The 15,714-nt window shown below is 56.5% G+C and carries 14 protein-coding genes; 7 read left to right on the top strand and 7 right to left on the bottom strand.

What is annotated here, in order from left to right:
• Positions 1-31 precede the first annotated feature (31 nt).
• The 3 genes from serS to IGS58_RS21990 form a co-directional block, all read right to left on the bottom strand.
• Entirely contained in the window at positions 32-1,321 is a 1,290-nt protein-coding gene (serS, locus tag IGS58_RS22000; protein WP_230522694.1) for a serine--tRNA ligase, read from the bottom strand.
• Between the two features lie 147 nt (positions 1,322-1,468).
• Positions 1,469-1,672: a hypothetical protein gene (locus IGS58_RS21995; RefSeq protein WP_230522693.1), complete on the bottom strand. Its 204-nt coding sequence runs from the start codon at positions 1,670-1,672 to the stop codon at positions 1,469-1,471.
• A 149-nt stretch (positions 1,673-1,821) separates the two neighbouring features.
• Complete coding sequence (locus IGS58_RS21990) at positions 1,822-3,243, bottom strand: aminotransferase-like domain-containing protein (protein ID WP_070255271.1); 1,422 nt, start codon at positions 3,241-3,243, stop codon at positions 1,822-1,824.
• A 180-nt stretch (positions 3,244-3,423) separates the two neighbouring features.
• Here IGS58_RS21990 and IGS58_RS21985 point away from each other — a divergent pair, with 180 nt between their 5' ends.
• From IGS58_RS21985 to IGS58_RS21970, 4 genes are all read left to right on the top strand, one after another.
• A complete protein-coding gene (locus tag IGS58_RS21985) occupies positions 3,424-3,714 on the top strand; it encodes a DUF2917 domain-containing protein (RefSeq protein WP_230522692.1) in 291 nt (96 codons plus the stop codon).
• On the top strand, positions 3,711-4,451 hold the full coding sequence (locus IGS58_RS21980) for an NAD-dependent epimerase/dehydratase family protein (protein ID WP_230522691.1): 741 nt from the start codon (positions 3,711-3,713) through the stop codon (positions 4,449-4,451). Before IGS58_RS21985 ends, IGS58_RS21980 begins: the two co-directional genes overlap by 4 nt.
• 394 nt (positions 4,452-4,845) lie before the next feature.
• Positions 4,846-7,251 (top strand): AAA family ATPase, encoded by a 2,406-nt coding sequence (locus IGS58_RS21975; RefSeq protein ID WP_230522690.1) that lies wholly within the window; start codon positions 4,846-4,848, stop codon positions 7,249-7,251.
• Positions 7,252-7,390: 139 nt separating this feature from the next.
• The gene (locus IGS58_RS21970) at positions 7,391-8,074 is read left to right on the top strand and encodes a DUF4145 domain-containing protein (RefSeq protein WP_230522689.1); all 684 of its coding nucleotides are present in this window, start codon (positions 7,391-7,393) and stop codon (positions 8,072-8,074) included.
• A gap of 104 nt (positions 8,075-8,178) precedes the next feature.
• Here the strand turns inward: IGS58_RS21970 and IGS58_RS21965 are convergent, their stop codons facing one another.
• From IGS58_RS21965 to IGS58_RS21955, 3 genes are all read right to left on the bottom strand, one after another.
• Positions 8,179-9,489, bottom strand: coding sequence for a replication-associated recombination protein A (locus IGS58_RS21965; RefSeq protein WP_230522688.1), 1,311 nt, complete (start codon positions 9,487-9,489; stop codon positions 8,179-8,181).
• 73 nt (positions 9,490-9,562) lie between these two features.
• The gene (gene lolA / locus IGS58_RS21960; protein WP_034786149.1) at positions 9,563-10,219 is read right to left on the bottom strand and encodes an outer membrane lipoprotein chaperone LolA; all 657 of its coding nucleotides are present in this window, start codon (positions 10,217-10,219) and stop codon (positions 9,563-9,565) included.
• A 5-nt stretch (positions 10,220-10,224) separates the two neighbouring features.
• A complete protein-coding gene (locus tag IGS58_RS21955; RefSeq protein ID WP_034786152.1) occupies positions 10,225-12,585 on the bottom strand; it encodes a DNA translocase FtsK in 2,361 nt (786 codons plus the stop codon).
• 216 nt (positions 12,586-12,801) lie between these two features.
• Here IGS58_RS21955 and trxB point away from each other — a divergent pair, with 216 nt between their 5' ends.
• The 3 genes from trxB to IGS58_RS21940 all read left to right on the top strand — a co-directional run bounded on the left by trxB (position 12,802) and on the right by IGS58_RS21940 (position 15,188).
• Positions 12,802-13,755, top strand: coding sequence for a thioredoxin-disulfide reductase (trxB, locus tag IGS58_RS21950; protein ID WP_034786153.1), 954 nt, complete (start codon positions 12,802-12,804; stop codon positions 13,753-13,755).
• 7 nt (positions 13,756-13,762) lie between these two features.
• A complete protein-coding gene (locus IGS58_RS21945) occupies positions 13,763-14,437 on the top strand; it encodes a Smr/MutS family protein (RefSeq protein ID WP_230522687.1) in 675 nt (224 codons plus the stop codon).
• 121 nt (positions 14,438-14,558) lie between these two features.
• Complete coding sequence (locus IGS58_RS21940; protein ID WP_099393029.1) at positions 14,559-15,188, top strand: trimeric intracellular cation channel family protein; 630 nt, start codon at positions 14,559-14,561, stop codon at positions 15,186-15,188.
• A 169-nt stretch (positions 15,189-15,357) separates the two neighbouring features.
• On the opposite strand, the gene IGS58_RS21935 is transcribed toward IGS58_RS21940, so the two are convergent.
• The gene (locus IGS58_RS21935) at positions 15,358-15,696 is read right to left on the bottom strand and encodes a P-II family nitrogen regulator (protein WP_034758685.1); all 339 of its coding nucleotides are present in this window, start codon (positions 15,694-15,696) and stop codon (positions 15,358-15,360) included.
• Between the last annotated feature and the right edge of the window lie 18 nt (positions 15,697-15,714).

Below are 15,714 nucleotides of genomic sequence, written 5' to 3'. Positions count from 1 at the left end.
AGCAGCCCGCGGCGAAAAGAAAAGGACTATTTTAGGCCTTCAGATGCGTCAGGCCACCCATGTACGGGCGCAGCACGGCCGGGATCTCGACGCTGCCGTCCGCTTGCTGATAATTTTCCAGCACGGCCACCAGGGTGCGGCCCACCGCCAGGCCGGAGCCGTTCAGGGTGTGGGCCAGTTCCGGCTTGCCGGCGGCGTTGCGGAAACGCGCCTGCATGCGGCGGGCCTGGAAGGCTTCGCAGTTCGACAGGGACGAAATCTCGCGGTAGGTGTTTTGCGCCGGCAGCCATACTTCCAGGTCGAAGGTCTTGGTGGCACCGAAACCCATGTCGCCCGTGCACAGCGACATCACGCGGTATGGCAAGCCCAGGCGTTGCAAGATCGTTTCCGCATGGCCGACCATTTCATCGAGCACCTGGTACGACGTGTCCGGATGCACCACTTGGACCATTTCCACCTTGTCGAACTGGTGCTGGCGGATCATGCCGCGCGTGTCGCGGCCATAGCTGCCCGCTTCCGAACGGAAGCATGGCGTATGGGCCGTCATTTTCAGGGGCAGTTGATCCAGCGCGAGGATTTCATCGCGCGCGATATTGGTCAGCGACACTTCCGACGTCGGGATCAGGTAGAAGGTCTCGCCCTCGCCTTCCGCGCCGCCTTTTTTCACCGAGAACAGGTCGGCTTCGAATTTCGGCAGCTGGCCCGTGCCGCGCAGCGAGTCGGCATTGACCATGTACGGGGTATAGCATTCCGTGTAGCCATGTTCGTCCACGTGCGTGTTGAGCATGAATTGCGCCAGCGCGCGGTGCAGGCGGGCGATGCCGCCCTTCATGACGGAGAAGCGCGAGCCGGTCAGCTTGGTGGCCACTTCGAAATCGAGGCCCAGCGGGCCGCCCACGTCGACGTGATCCTTGACTTCAAAGTCAAAAGTGCGTGGCGTGCCGACCTTGCGCACTTCCACGTTGCCCGACTCGTCCGTACCCAGAGGCGACGATTCGTGCGGCAAATTCGGCACGGCCATGATGAAGTCGCTCAGCTTGGCTTGCACTACGCTCAAGGCCGCTTCATCGGCTTTCAGCTCATCGCCCAGGCCGGCCACTTGCGCCATCACGGCCGAGGTGTCTTCCCCCTTGCCTTTCAACATGCCGATTTGCTTGGACAGCGCATTGCGCTTGCCTTGCAGCTCTTCGGTGCGCGTCTGGATCGCCTTGCGTTCGGCTTCGAGGGCATTGAAACCTGGCACGTCGAGCTGGAATTTGCGCGTCGCCAGGCGTTCTGCGACGGTGGCGATGTCTTTACGGAGAAGTTGGATATCTATCATGGGTGGATGGCGGTGCCGATGTATCGAAAGCACTCATTGTACCAAGACCCGTTCAGTTCTTTATGAGTTTTGCACATGGCCAACCATCGTCATGGCGGCATGGCTGGGCACTCGCACCCGCTTTACATTTTTTGCTTAGCTTATTGCTTAAATGAACGCGGCTTTTTCGGCAGCGGTCAGGCGGCGGGCGCTGACGGTAACGACGGGCATCGTGCTGTCGGCAGCCTGGGCGATCACGGTGCTGCTGGCGCTCACTTCCAGCGTATTCGCGCCGGCGGTGACGAAGCTGGCGCCGATGGCGATGATGGCGGCGGCGACAAAGGTGATTTCCATGTTTTTCAGTGCGTTCATGATGTTACTCCTGGTTAGTTTGTTTCGTTGACTGCTGCTGGTATGGTGGTACTTTAGCCAACGGCCGCGAACAACGCCACCGGCTTGCGACCAGCGGCGAAAAACAGGGAGCGAACGGTGAAAAACGGGGACTGAAGCGCAGAGAATAGTTACAAGGCATCCTTGACCAGACGCCCCAGGCGGCCAATGGCCTGCTCGATGCGCGGCGTCCACGCATTGCCGCAATTGAGACGCAGATAATTGCCGAACTTGCCCGAGGCCGAGAACAGCTGGCCCGGCATATACGCCACGCCTTCCGCGATGGCCTGGCCGTGCAGGGCCAGCGCATCGATATGCGGCGGCATCTGCACCCACAACACGAAACCGCCCTGCGGCTCGGACAGCATGCAGTCCGCCGGGAAGCTGGCCGCCACGGCGTCGGACATGCGCGCGATGCGCTGCACCAGGGTGCGCCGCATCTTGCGCAGCTGCTGGTCGTAGCTGCTGCCTTCCAAAAAATCGGCCAGCACGGCCTGGAAGAAATGGCTGGTGGCACCGCTCGACACGGTTTTGAGCAAAGCCACTTCCTGCGCGAAACGCCCGGCCAGCACGTAGCCGACGCGCGACGCGGGCGTGATGGCCTTGGAAAACGAGGAGCACAGCAGCACATTCCCGCTCGTATCGTAGGCTTTCACGGGCCACGGCCGCTGCGGTGCAAAGCACAGGTCGCCATACACATCGTCCTCCACCAACGGAATATTGAATTCCGACAGCAGGCCCGCCAGCCGTTTCTTGTTTGCTTCCGGCATGACGCAGCCCAGGGGATTATTTGCGTTCGGCACGAACAGACACGCTTGCACGAGGCCGGCACGCAGGGCCAGCTCGAGCGCGTCGAGCGACGGCCCCGTCTTCGGGTCGGTGGGAATTTCCAGCGCCTTCATGCCCAGGCTTTCGATCATCTGCAGCAGCACGAAATACGTGGCCGACTCGATGGCGATGGTGTCGCCCGGCTTGGCGACAGCGCGCAGGCACAGGCTGATCGCTTCCGTGCAGGAATTTGTCACGACGATCTCTTGCGGGTCCAGCTTGCCCCAGTCCAGCGCCCGGCGCGCAACCTGGCGCAGGAAATTGCCTTCGCTGACGTCGTAGCAGCTGACCTTGCTCAATAAAGCGGGTTCGCGCCGCGCCACGGCGCTGATGGTGCGCTGCATGCGCTTGATGGGCAGTATCTCGTCGGGCGGCCAGGCCGTGCCCAGCTGCACGATATTCGCCGTCTCGTTGTCCTTCAGCACGCGCATCAACAGATTGTTGATGCCGACGAAGGCCGGCTCCTTCAGGTGCTGGGCGTCGGCACTGCAGGGCCGGCGCGGCGCCCGGTGGCGCACGAAATAGCCGGACTGGGGCCGCGCATCGACTTGCCCCCGGTCTTCCATCAGGCGCAAGGCTTGCATCACGGTACTGATGGAGATGCGCTTTTGCTGCGCCAGGTGGCGGATCGACGGCAGGCGGTCGCCGGGCGCGAACACGCGCGAGTCGATCAAGGCGCCCAGCTCGTTGGCCAGGTGCTCGTACAGATTCAAATGCGCGCTCATGTTCATCCTTTCAGTATGCGGCTGCCGCGCGTCGCCGGCACAGATACAGTTGCCGAGTTTTTTGATAAGCACAGTCTACGACAAGGGACACTGTATTCATGACAATTTCGTTTTCCTGCATCTGTCATGGTTCACCGCAAGGGCCTAAGCTGTTCCTGTCAGCACAACAGGAGCGATGCCATGCATACCGACCACGAATTACGCAGCGAACGGCCTTTACGCCTGGAAAAAGCGCATGCCAAGGTCATCGAATGCCTGTCCGGCACGGCGTGGATCACGGCCTACGCCCAGTTCGAGGATTGCGTGCTGCGCAGCGGCGAACGCTATACGATACCGAATGACGGCCTGGTGCTGGTCGAAGCCGTGGGCAGCGGACACATCCGCGTGCATGGGACTGCCGCACCCCGCCCTACCCTGCTGCGCTGGCTGAACCTGGCACTGCCTCACACCTTGAATATTAGGAATACATGACTCAAGCACCACCATTGCGCGTCCTCGTCACGGGCGCCGCCGGCGTTATCGGCAGCGTTTTCTGGAAGAGCCGGCACGGGGAATTCTCCCTGCGCCTGGCCGACCTGCACACAGGCAAGCTGGCCGAAGCGCCCTGCCCATCCATTCAACTCGACGTGGCCGACTATGCCGCCTGCCTGGCCGCCTGCACCGATATCGATGTGGTGCTGCACCTGGCCGGCGTGCCCCATGCCAGCGCCGATTTCGATGCGCAACTGCTGCAGCCGAATATCCTCGGCACGCACAACATCTTCCGCGCGGCACAGGTAAAGAAAGTGAAAAGAGTCGTGTTTGCCAGCAGCGCGCAAGCCATCGAAGGCTATCCGCTCGACGCACAGGTGCATGAGCACATGCCGGCGCGGCCCGCAAACATGTATGGCGCCAGCAAGGCCTTCGGCGAAGGCGTGGCCTCGGCGTTCGCGCACCAGCATGGCATGACGGCAATCGCCGTGCGCATCGCCAATGTGGCCAACTTTGCGCCAGGCCAGCAGCACAGCGCGCGCGACGTGGCCGCCTTCATCAGCGAACGGGACGTGGTGCAATTGCTGGCCCGCTGCATCGCCGCCGACGTGCCGCCCGGCTACCACGTCGTGCATGGCGTGTCGGACAACCGCTACAAGCGGCTGTCCATCGCGGCGACGCGCCAGCTGGTGGGCTACGCGCCGCAGGACGACGGTTTCAGCTTGCTGGGCTTATAAAACCTAGCTACCAACACGCATCACTCTTTTCATTTCTTCAAGATAGAAATCCACATTCCCTTTTATTTTCACCATGACCATGGGCAAATAGACATTGAGGATATCTATCGTCAATTTTCGTCCTTCGGAACCATAGTAGATATCTGCAAATTTCCGCTTTGTCATTTAACCTCAGATTCGCTACTGGATCGTTTGACTGGCAAGAGTGAACATCGAGCAGTAAATTCAACAGCCAAGGTGAACATCAACACCAAATTCGCCACCCGCTGTTGTTAATACATCATTAAATCGCGATGCTTGCCCTTTTTAACATTGCGTACTGGCGTCACCTATTTATACGTGTAGACTAGCTGTAACACTCTACTACAACCAGCTGACAGGCGAATATTGGGAGATGGAATCGGTGATAAATCAGATAGATATAGCAAGTTTTGGCAGTTTCCGCGGCTTGGACTGGAAAAAAACGGTTAAGGATAGCGGAAAAACTGTTCAGAATTTCAAGCGGCTGAACATCCTTTATGGACGAAACTATTCTGGCAAGACGACTCTCTCTCGAGTTTTCCGTGCCTTGGAAACACGCAAGGTCCCCCTAAACTATCTCACTCCTTCGTTCACCATTTATGGAGATCAAGGTAACGTCACTCAAGCCACCATACCGACGCACAACTACGACGTCCGGGTCTATAACCGTGATTTCGTAACCGACAACTTGGATTTTCTCGTACATCAGCAGATTGGCGGCGAGATCAAGACCTTCGCCATCGTTGGAGATAAGAACAAGGAGATTGAAGATGCCATAACGGCGATTGAAACCCAGCTTGGAAAAGTAGAGGACAAAACTGGCCTAAGATTTGAGTTGGACGGGAAGAAGAAAGAGCAGGTTCGTACCAAGACTAATCACTCTACCGCCGCTAGTGGGCTTGAAGATAAGTTGCGCGCCCACGCAAACGAAAAGATCAAAAAAAATCGTGAATATGGGTCAGCGGTCTACAACATTGAAAGCATTAAAAGAGACATCTTGGCAGGCAAGCAACTTGGATTCAAGCCGTTGACCATAGAGGAACAGGCTGCAAAACTGACTCTATTGAAACAAGAGGCGTTGAGTGACATATCAGGCTCACTAAAAATTCAGCTAAAACTTGATTTTTTACGAAGCACAGCTTCGCCACTTCTATCCAAAGAAATCAAGCCGACTAAACCCATTCAAGAATTGCTCAACGATAGTGTTCTTCAAATGTGGGTTAAACAAGGTATCGGCCATCACCGTGAAAAGCGCGAAAGTTGTGCTTTTTGCAGCCAAAATTTACCTCATGATATTTGGCAAACACTGGACGAGCACTTCAGCAAAGAATCAGGCGATCTTGAAACGGCCTTGGACGTAGCTATCACGTCCGTTACTGACGAAATTAAGGCCATTACGGGGTTCAATAATTTTAGAAGTGATCAGTTCTATGCTGAAGAGCGCTCTGCCTTTGACTCAAATAGCAAGGCTCTGACTGAAGCATTAACGGCCTACAAAAATGATTTAGAAACACTGAATAATGATTTGGAGAGTCGCAAGAGCAATCTCTTCCAAGTAGTCTCTATGAAAGATCCAATCCACAGTGCAGATGAAATCCAGAAGCATGTAGACGCTATCAATGCCTTAATCTTGACCAGCAACGGAAAAACTAAAACACTAGATAGAGACAAGAATACCGCGAGAGAAACACTTCGTTTGTTTGATGTTTATACCTTTGCACAAGCAGTAAACTACGACGCCGAAGTGACGCGCATTGCCACATTGAAAACTGAAGCTACGACAGCCAACACAACCTTCATCGAAGCCAACGCGGAAATTCTTAAGCTTGAAGCTGAAATCACGACTTGGAGAGCCAAGGAGAAGGATGAACGCAAAGGTGCTGATCGTATCAACTCGTTGTTGAACCATTTTTTCGGTCATGATGGAATCAAGCTGGAAGCAAAAGACAACACAGAAAAAACAGCCGTCAAATTTGAAATAACAAGAGACGGAAAATCAGCTTACAACCTGAGTGAAGGTGAGTGCAGTCTTATCGCATTTTGCTACTTCATAGCAAAACTTGAAGAACCCGACTCCAAGGGAAAAGATCTCATCATTTACATTGATGATCCGATTTGCAGCCTTGATGGAAATCATATTTTCTTCGTCTTCAGCCTGATTGAAAGCCTTATTGCAAGGCCTCTTAAAAATCCTGATGGAACGAACAAGTATCGCTATAAGCAATTATTCATCTCCACCCACAATCTGGACTTCTTGAAGTATCTTAAGAAGCTTTCATTACCACCGGAGAAAAATCATGGTGGAAATCAGTACTTCATCATTGAAAGAAATGGAACCGCTAGTAGCATTTCTCTCATGCCCTCCTATCTCAAAGAGTACATTACAGAATTCAACTACCTTTTTCATCAGATCTATAAATGCCGTGATGCCGAATATGCGAAAGTTTCGCATGAACCCTTCTACTCTTTCGGGAACAATCTAAGGAAATTCCTTGAGGCGTTATTGTTCTACAAATATCCTCACCAAGATGATAAAAATGATAGTCTCGAGCGCATGAAAAAGTTCTTTGGCGACGACGATGCAGCTATCACTCTTATCAATCGCCTCAACAATGAACTATCGCATCTTGAGTCGATTTTTGACAGAAGCATGAAACCCATTGAAATTCCAGAAATTCCAAAACTGGCCAACTACGTACTAGATAAAATTTATGAGGCGGACCCTCATCAATACAATTCACTACTGAAGAGCATAGGTGAAATTGAAATAATTAAATAATTAAATTAAAATGCAAATTTCTATTTTTTTATTATCATTAAATTAAAAAAAATAATTGCATATCACTCACCAAAAAGAGTAAAATTAGTTGTATTTTTTGAAATTTATATAATAATAAAAACCAAAAATGGAGATGACAATGGCTGGCCGCGTAAAATATGAAGTCAATGAAAGTCAAGGCGAAGAATTAAACTTACCTTGCACACAATGCTCTGGAGCACCATCCCATAAAGTGGTTTCTTCATATGACGAAAAGGGATCGGATGGAGACCAAGAGTATTCTGTCGACTGGAATACAAAATATCAAATAGTTCAATGCCAAGGCTGTAAAACCATTTCCTTCCGCCAGGCAAGCACCAATTCTGAGGACTACCATCAAGTTGGACCAGGCGAGTACGATTATGCTGTGAGCGAAAAACTTTTCCCTTCTCGATCAGCAGGAAGAAAAGGCTTAGGTGAAAGCACTCATTATTTACCCCAGACCGTTGAAAGAATCTATGATGAAACTTTAACTGCACTTGCAAATCAATGCCCTGTTCTTTCAGGCATAGGTTTGAGAGCACTTTTGGAAACAGTTTGCAAAGAAAAAAATGCTGGTGGAGGTAACTTATTCAATCAAATTGATAGTTTGAAGAATTCAAACATTTTAACTCCGGCCAGCGCTGCCATTTTGCACAAAATTAGAACTTTAGGAAATGAAGCTGCACACGAAGTAAAACCACATACAGGCCGTCAACTTGGCCTCGCAATGGAAATAATTGAACATTTGCTCAAGGAATCATATATTCTACCAAAACAAGTAGCTGCTGAATTCAATGAATAGAACGTTAATACATCGGCGTTGAGATTGTGAGACGGGTACGCCCATCTTTTTAAGATGGGCTAATCAACCAACATTTAGACTGATAAAATAAAATATATGATTTATCATATATTCTTCCCCGCTTTGCGGTCCAGCTCGCGCAGCCAGGCCAATTTATCGGCGATCTTGCTTTCCAGGCCGCGCGGCACGGGCTGGTACCAGCCCGGTTCCGCCATGCCATCCGGAAAATAGGTTTCGCCGGCCGCGTAGGCGTCCGGCTCGTCGTGCGCATAGCGGTAGGCGTGGCCGTAGCCCAGTTCCTTCATCAGCTTCGTCGGCGCATTGCGCAAGTGCACGGGCACTTCCTTGGATTTATCTTTCTTGACGAAAGCCATGGCCGTATTGAACGCGTTATAGCCGGCATTGCTTTTCGCGGCAATCGCCAGGTAAATCACGGCTTGGCCCAGCGCCAGCTCGCCTTCCGGCGAACCGAGGCGTTCATACGTTTCCGCCGCGTCATTGACCATGGTCAAGGCACGGGGATCGGCCAGGCCGATGTCTTCCCAGGCCATGCGCACGATGCGCCGCGACAGGTAGCGCGGGTCGGCGCCGCCGTCGATCATGCGGCAAAACCAGTACAGGGCCGCGTCCGGGTTCGAGCCGCGCACGGATTTATGCAGTGCGGAAATCTGATCATAGAAATTGTCGCCACCCTTGTCGAAGCGGCGTGAATTGAGGGTCAGCGCATTGTCGACGAAGGCTGCGTCGATCTTCGTCGTGCCCGTCGAGCTGGCGGCTGTCTCGGCCTGTTCCAGCAAATTCAGGAAGCGGCGCGCGTCGCCATCCGCGTAGCCGATCAGGGTGTCAGCGGCCGCCTCGTCGAAGGTCAGGTGCGTCAGGGCCGTGGATTGCGCCTTGGCCAGCAACTGCTTCATCTCGTCTTCGTTGAGCGATTTCAACACATACACTTGCGCGCGCGACAGCAGCGCCGAGTTCACTTCAAAGCTGGGGTTTTCCGTCGTGGCTCCAATGAACGTCACCAGGCCCGATTCGACGAAAGGCAGCAAGGCGTCCTGCTGCGATTTGTTGAATCTGTGGATTTCGTCGACGAACAGCAGGGTGTGCTTGCCGAACTGGTCCAGGCTGTGGCGGGCCTGGTCCATGGCTGCACGGATATCTTTTACGCCAGCAAACACGGCCGACAGGGCGATGAATTCGCTGTCGAACGCGTTCGCCATCAGGCGCGCCAGGGTGGTCTTGCCCACGCCGGGCGGCCCCCACAGAATCATCGAATGGGCCTTGCCCGCCTCGAATGCCAGGCGCAGCGGCTTGCCCACGCCCAGCAGGTGCGTCTGGCCGATGACTTCGTTCAGGGTGGCCGGCCGCAAGGCTTCAGCCAGCGGCTGGCGCGGTGCGGTGGAAAAGAGATCCGCCATAATGAGTTACCTAATAAGAATGCAAAAGCCCCGCATTGCTGCGAGGCCGGCTCATACGCAAGGCGCGACAGTCTTAATTATTAATGACGTCGGCGCCCTTGGGCATGACAAATTTAAAGTGATTGGCCGAAAGCGCCGGATTTTTCTGGAAGTTCTTGAATGCCAGCACCGACGTCTGACCGAACGAATCGCGCAATTCCATCGCTTCCGGCACGCCGTTGCGCAAGCCGATGGTGATTTCATCAAACGTCGTGTCCTTGGCTTTCGGCGTGGCCTTCAGCCATTCCAGGCCATCGCGCGTGCCCGCTTCGGCCAGGGTGAAATTCTTTTCCAGGTCGTTGCTGCCGAACAGGATGGCGGCTGGCGAGGAGCCGAGCGCGTCGCCCAGTTTCTTGACCGTCACCTGGCTCAAGTCCTTGTCATAGATATACAGCTTGTCGCCGTCCGCTTGCAGCAGCTGCTCGTACGGCTTCAGATACGTCCAGATGAACTTGCCCGGACGGGCAAACTCGAACGTGCCGCTGGCCGGCGTCGACACTTTCGCCTTGCCGCTGGCATCCGCCTTCTTGACTTGCCGCTGCACGAACTCGCCCTTGGCCGACTTGGTGCCGGCCGCAAAGCTCTTGAATTGCTCGAGGGCGCTGGCCGAGGCGCTGGCCGCGAACAGCAGGCTGCAGGCAACGCTGGCTGCGCCAATCATCATTTTTGCTGCGAAAGTCGTGTTCTTCATTCTGTTTACCCTTGTTCACTACTGGCCGCCGGCACCAGGATTTCCCGGTTGCCATTGGATTGCATGGTTGAGACCACCCCGCTCTGCTCCATCTGCTCAAGCAGACGGGCGGCGCGGTTGTAGCCGATGCGCAAATGACGCTGCACCAGCGAAATCGAAGCGCGGCGGTTTTTCAGCACCACCGCCACCGCCTGGTCGTACAGGGCGTCGGCCTCGCCGCCGCCCTCGCCCGGCGCGCCGCCTTCGGCGCCGTCGCCTTCCAGGGTGCCGCCTTCGAGGATGCCCTCGATATAATTCGGTTCGCCCTGCAGCTTGAGATGGCTGACAACGCGGTGGACTTCTTCATCGGAAACAAACGCGCCGTGCACGCGCATCGGCAAGCCGGTGCCGGGCGGCATGTACAGCATGTCACCCATGCCCAGCAGGGTTTCCGCACCCATCTGGTCGAGAATGGTGCGCGAGTCGATCTTCGACGATACCTGGAAGGCGATACGCGTCGGGATATTTGCCTTGATCAGGCCCGTGATCACGTCTACAGATGGGCGCTGCGTGGCCAGAATCAAGTGCAAGCCGGCGGCGCGCGCCTTTTGCGCGATACGCGCGATCAATTCCTCGACTTTTTTACCCACCACCATCATCAGATCGGCCAGCTCGTCGATGATGATGACGATGGTCGGCAGTTTTTCCAGAGGCTCCGGCGAATCCGGCGTCAGGCTGAACGGATTCGGGATATGTTCTTCGCGCTTTTTCGCGTCGGCAATCTTGGCGTTATAGCCGGCCAGGTTACGCACGCCCATCTTGCTCATCAGCTTGTAGCGGCGTTCCATCTCGTTCACGGCCCAGTTCAGCGCATGGCCAGCCTGGCGCATGTCCGTCACGACGGGCGCCAGCAAGTGCGGAATGCCTTCATACACGGACATTTCCAGCATCTTCGGATCGATCAGGATCAGGCGCACGTCGAGCGGGTCGGATTTGTACAGCAGCGACAAAATCGTCGCATTGATGCCGACCGACTTACCGGAACCGGTGGTGCCGGCCACCAGCAAGTGGGGCATCTTGGCCAGATCCGCCACGACGGGCTTGCCGGCGATATCCTTGCCCAGCGCAATCGTCAGGCTGGACACGCCATCGTTGTAGACCTTGGAGCCGAGGATTTCCGTCAGGCGCACGATCTGGCGTTTACTATTCGGCAGTTCCAGCGCCATGTAGTTCTTGCCGGGAATGGTTTCCACCACCCTGATTGACGTCAAGGACAGCGAACGGGCCAGGTCGCGCGCCAGGCCGACGATCTGACTGCCCTTGACGCCCGTTGCCGGCTCGATTTCATAGCGCGTCACCACCGGGCCGGGGTAAGCGGCCACTACCTTGGCATCCACGCCAAAGTCGGACAATTTCTTTTCGATCAGGCGGCTAGTAAACTCCAGGGTTTCCACGGAGACTGTTTCCACCACGGGCGGCGCTTCATCGAGCAAGGACAGCGGCGGCAGCTTGCCATCGCCGGGGGTTTCAAACAGATGCGCCTGGCGTTCCTTTTCCACGCGCTCCGATTTCACCACCGTCACAACCTGCGGCTCGATCTTCACGGGTGGCGCGGCCACATGTTTCTCCACATGCTTGGCCCGCTCGATCACCACCACCTCGTCGCGGCGCACGGCGGCCACTTCGCCCTGGCGGCGGTCTTCGCGGTCCTGGTAGCGCAGCACGAACCAGTTGAAGGCGTCTTCGATGGCGCCGCCGATGCGCTCGGCCACTTGCAGCCAGGACACATGGAAGAACAGACTGAAACCCAGGCCGAACAGCAGCAACAGCAGCAAGGTCGCGCCCGTGAAACCGAAGGCCACGTGGGCCGAGTGCCCCACCAGCTGGCCCAGCACGCCGCCCGGATCGCGCGGCAGCTGCACGTGCAGGCTCTTTGCCATGCGCAGGTATTCCAGGCCCATGCTGCCGATCAGCATGATGGAGAAGCCGACGATGCGGATCAGCATCTCGACATGGTGTTCACGCTCCACCTCTTCCTCTTCCAGCAGGAAGCGCTTACTCAACCGGCGATAGCCATGCCACACCGTGCGCAGCAGCCACACGCACCACCACCAGGCGGAAAAGCCGAAGATATACAGCAACAGATCGGAGAAGGTCGCACCGAGCTTGCCGCCCAGGTTGGCCACCTTGTCGACGTTGGTGGCGTGCGACCAGCCGGGGTCGAGCTTGTTGAAGCTGGCCAGTATCAGCACGAAATACAGGGCAAACGCGGCCAGCGCGAACCAGCGCGCCTCGGACAGCAGCCGCACCAGCCGGTTGGGCAAGGGCCGGCGTTCGACCGGTTTTCGGGTGTAGCTATTTTGATTGGCCTGGGCTGGTTTAGTCATTCTGGGAAGCGCTGCAAGGTGATAAATGTTTCTGAAAGGGAATTTCCCATAATAAGGAAGTATTCTAAGCCATATATGCCCCGGACGGCCCCACGATTCGTCGCTACAGGCGGCTTGGTCTATAATCGTGGATTGCTTGCACAAGCGCAATACGCCCTTGTTCTTCGCGCGTATGCCCCCAATTCGGATAGACCCCACTCATAGAGAAGCCTCATTATGACCACTACCAAACACGCCCGCGTTTTGATCCTCGGCTCCGGCCCAGCCGGCTACAGCGCCGCCGTCTACGCCGCCCGCGCCAACCTGAACCCGATGCTGGTCACCGGCGTGGAACAAGGCGGTCAATTGATGACCACCACCGACGTGGAAAACTGGCCTGGCGATCCGATGGGCGTGCAAGGTCCGGACCTGATGCAGCGCCTGTTGCAGCACGCCGAGCGTTTCAATACGGAAATCGTGTTTGACCACATCCACACCACCTTCCTGAATGAAAAACCGATCCGCCTGAAGGGCGACAGCCACGAATACACGTGCGACACGCTGATCATCGCCACGGGCGCGTCCGCGCAATACCTGGGTCTGCCATCGGAAGCGGAATTCATGGGCAAGGGCGTGTCCGCCTGCGCCACCTGCGATGGTTTCTTCTACCGCAACCAGGAAGTGGCTGTTGTCGGCGGCGGCAACACGGCCGTCGAGGAAGCGCTGTACCTGTCGAACATCGCCAATAAAGTCACGCTGATCCACCGCCGCGACAAGTTCCGCGCCGAAGCGATTTTGATCGACCGCCTGAACGCCAAGGTTGCCGAAGGCAAGATTGTGTTGAAATATAACCACACCCTGGACGAAGTGACGGGCAACGAAGGCGGCGTGACGGGCCTGAACATCAAGTCGACCATCGACGGCAAGGTCGAAGCGTTGAGCGTGCACGGCGTGTTCATCGCCATCGGCCACAAGCCGAACACGGGCATCTTCGAAGGCCAACTGGAAATGCACAACGGCTACATCAAGACCAAGACGGGCCTGGAAGGCATGGCCACCGCCACCAGCGCGCCGGGCGTGTTTGCCGCTGGCGACGTGCAAGACCACATCTACCGCCAGGCCATCACCAGCGCCGGCACGGGTTGCATGGCAGCACTGGACGCCCAGCGCTACCTGGAAGGCCAGGAGTAAGCGGCGCATGGCGTCGATGAAAGACTTTGCCGACCTGAAAGCGGTCAGCAAGCAGCTCAAGGAGCAGGCCGATGCGCGCGCGCAAGCTGCGGCAGAGCGCGTCCAGCAAGCCAAGGTGCAGGCCGTGGAGAGCAATCTGTTCAAGGCCAGCATCGGCGGCGTCAAGCGCCTGCCCGAGTCGGACCGCTACGTGCCCAGCCTGCCCAAGACAAGCGCCATGGCGGCCCAGCAGCCGGCGCGCAAGCTGTCGCCGGAAGAAGACGATGCGGCCGTGCTGCGCGAGTCGCTGTCGGACTTGTTCGAAGTCGACCACTACCTGGAAAACGATCCGGCCCTGAACTACGCCCGCCCCGGCGTGGGCCCGGACGTGGTGAAAAAGATGCGCAAGGGCCACTGGCCCGTGCAGGATGAGCTGGACTTGCACGGCTTGCGCCGCGACGAGGCGCGCGACGGCATCGGCGCCTTCCTGAACCAGGCGACAAGACGCAAGCTGCGCTGCGTGCGCGTGATCCACGGCAAGGGTTTTGGCTCGAAAGGCCAGGAACCGGTCTTGAAATCGATGGTGCACAGCTGGCTCGTGCAAAAGGATGAAGTCATCGCCTTTTGCCAGGCGCGCCGCTCCGAAGGGGGCGATGGCGCACTGGTCGTATTGCTTTCTTCCGCACTGCAGCCCATCCGCTAGCATTGACAGCAAGATCACAATTCAATAACAAGTTCCGCACTGCACACGGCCCCGTTTGTCACCATTCGGGGCCGTGTCATGTTAACCTGTGACAATTATTTCCTGCTCAAGCGCTCCACCCATGATGCCACCCCAATTGCCGCCTGGCTCGCTGATCAAGATCATTGAGGTCATCGCCATCCTGGTGGGCGCGTTTTCCGGCTTCATCGAAGCACGCCGCAAGCGCATGGACCTGGTCGGTGTATTCGTCGTGGCCTTCATCACGGCGTTTGGCGGGGGGACTTTGCGCGACATACTGCTCGACAAGCGGCCCCTGTTCTGGGTGTCGCACCAGGAATACGCGATTCTCATCTTCGTGCTGGCCCTGACGGCCGCGCCCCTGATCCAGCACTTGCGCCAGATCGTCTCGGAACGCCTGATCATCGTGGCCGACGCCATCGGCCTGGGCATGTTCGCCATCGCGGGCGTGGCCGAAGCAACGCGGGCCGGCATGCCGCTCTTCATCGCATCGATGATGGGGGTGATTACGGGGATTTTTGGCGGCGTGATGCGCGACATCGTCTGCAACGAAGTGCCGATGGTGTTTCGCGACGGCAAACCGTACGCCATCTGCGCCTTTTTCGGCTGCTGGGCCTACCTGCTGCAAATGCACTTCGGCGCCGAGCACGACTTTGCGCTGTGGACCAGCGCCAGCGGCATCACGATTCTGCGCCTGATATGCTGGAAATTCGACATGCGGCTGGGGCGCTGAACCGCGCCGGGGCGTAATCCAGCAATATTATTCGCAACTCATGTCGGATTACGCGCACGCGCTAATCCGACCTACGGCCTGCAATGATGCGCGATGAATCGCGTAGGTCGGATCAGGCTCAAAGAGCCGTCATCCGACAACATTGTAGGTGTTACCCCAGCAAAAAAACTTAAACGGCGTCGGGACCTGTCTCGCCCGTACGGATGCGGATCACCTGCTCCACGTCGCGCACGAAGATCTTGCCATCGCCAATCTTGCCCGTGCGGGCCGCCTTGATGATGGCGTCGACCACCAGTTCCGACACGCTGTCGTCCACCACCACTTCGACTTTGACTTTCGGCAAGAAGTCGACCACATACTCAGCGCCACGGTACAGCTCGGTATGCCCCTTCTGGCGGCCAAAGCCCTTCACTTCCGTCACGGTCAAGCCCGTCACGTTCACATCGGCCAGGGCCTCGCGCACTTCGTCGAGCTTGAATGGTTTGATGATGGCGGTAATCTGTTTCATGGCTACTCCTTAAAATTG

The sequence above is a fragment of the Janthinobacterium sp. EB271-G4-7A genome (assembly GCF_020858075.1).
Taxonomy (GTDB): Bacteria; Pseudomonadota; Gammaproteobacteria; order Burkholderiales; family Burkholderiaceae_D; genus Janthinobacterium; species Janthinobacterium lividum.
This window is presented reverse-complemented; position numbering and strand designations above follow the sequence as displayed.

Excerpts from the sequence above, each read along its gene's own strand:
- IGS58_RS21970 (WP_230522689.1), top strand. The coding sequence starts at position 7,391 with ATGGCTGGCCGCGTAAAATATGAAGTCAATGAAAGTCAAGGCGAAGAA.
- IGS58_RS21935 (WP_034758685.1), bottom strand. The coding sequence starts at position 15,696 with ATGAAACAGATTACCGCCATCATCAAACCATTCAAGCTCGACGAAGTG.
- IGS58_RS21975 (WP_230522690.1), top strand. The coding sequence starts at position 4,846 with ATGGAATCGGTGATAAATCAGATAGATATAGCAAGTTTTGGCAGTTTC.
- IGS58_RS21955 (WP_034786152.1), bottom strand. The coding sequence starts at position 12,585 with ATGACTAAACCAGCCCAGGCCAATCAAAATAGCTACACCCGAAAACCG.
- lolA (WP_034786149.1), bottom strand. The coding sequence starts at position 10,219 with ATGAAGAACACGACTTTCGCAGCAAAAATGATGATTGGCGCAGCCAGC.
- IGS58_RS21940 (WP_099393029.1), top strand. The coding sequence starts at position 14,559 with ATGATGCCACCCCAATTGCCGCCTGGCTCGCTGATCAAGATCATTGAG.
- IGS58_RS21990 (WP_070255271.1), bottom strand. The coding sequence starts at position 3,243 with ATGAGCGCGCATTTGAATCTGTACGAGCACCTGGCCAACGAGCTGGGC.
- IGS58_RS21980 (WP_230522691.1), top strand. The coding sequence starts at position 3,711 with ATGACTCAAGCACCACCATTGCGCGTCCTCGTCACGGGCGCCGCCGGC.
- IGS58_RS21995 (WP_230522693.1), bottom strand. The coding sequence starts at position 1,672 with ATGAACGCACTGAAAAACATGGAAATCACCTTTGTCGCCGCCGCCATC.
- trxB (WP_034786153.1), top strand. The coding sequence starts at position 12,802 with ATGACCACTACCAAACACGCCCGCGTTTTGATCCTCGGCTCCGGCCCA.
- IGS58_RS21945 (WP_230522687.1), top strand. The coding sequence starts at position 13,763 with ATGGCGTCGATGAAAGACTTTGCCGACCTGAAAGCGGTCAGCAAGCAG.
- IGS58_RS21965 (WP_230522688.1), bottom strand. The coding sequence starts at position 9,489 with ATGGCGGATCTCTTTTCCACCGCACCGCGCCAGCCGCTGGCTGAAGCC.
- IGS58_RS21985 (WP_230522692.1), top strand. The coding sequence starts at position 3,424 with ATGCATACCGACCACGAATTACGCAGCGAACGGCCTTTACGCCTGGAA.
- serS (WP_230522694.1), bottom strand. The coding sequence starts at position 1,321 with ATGATAGATATCCAACTTCTCCGTAAAGACATCGCCACCGTCGCAGAA.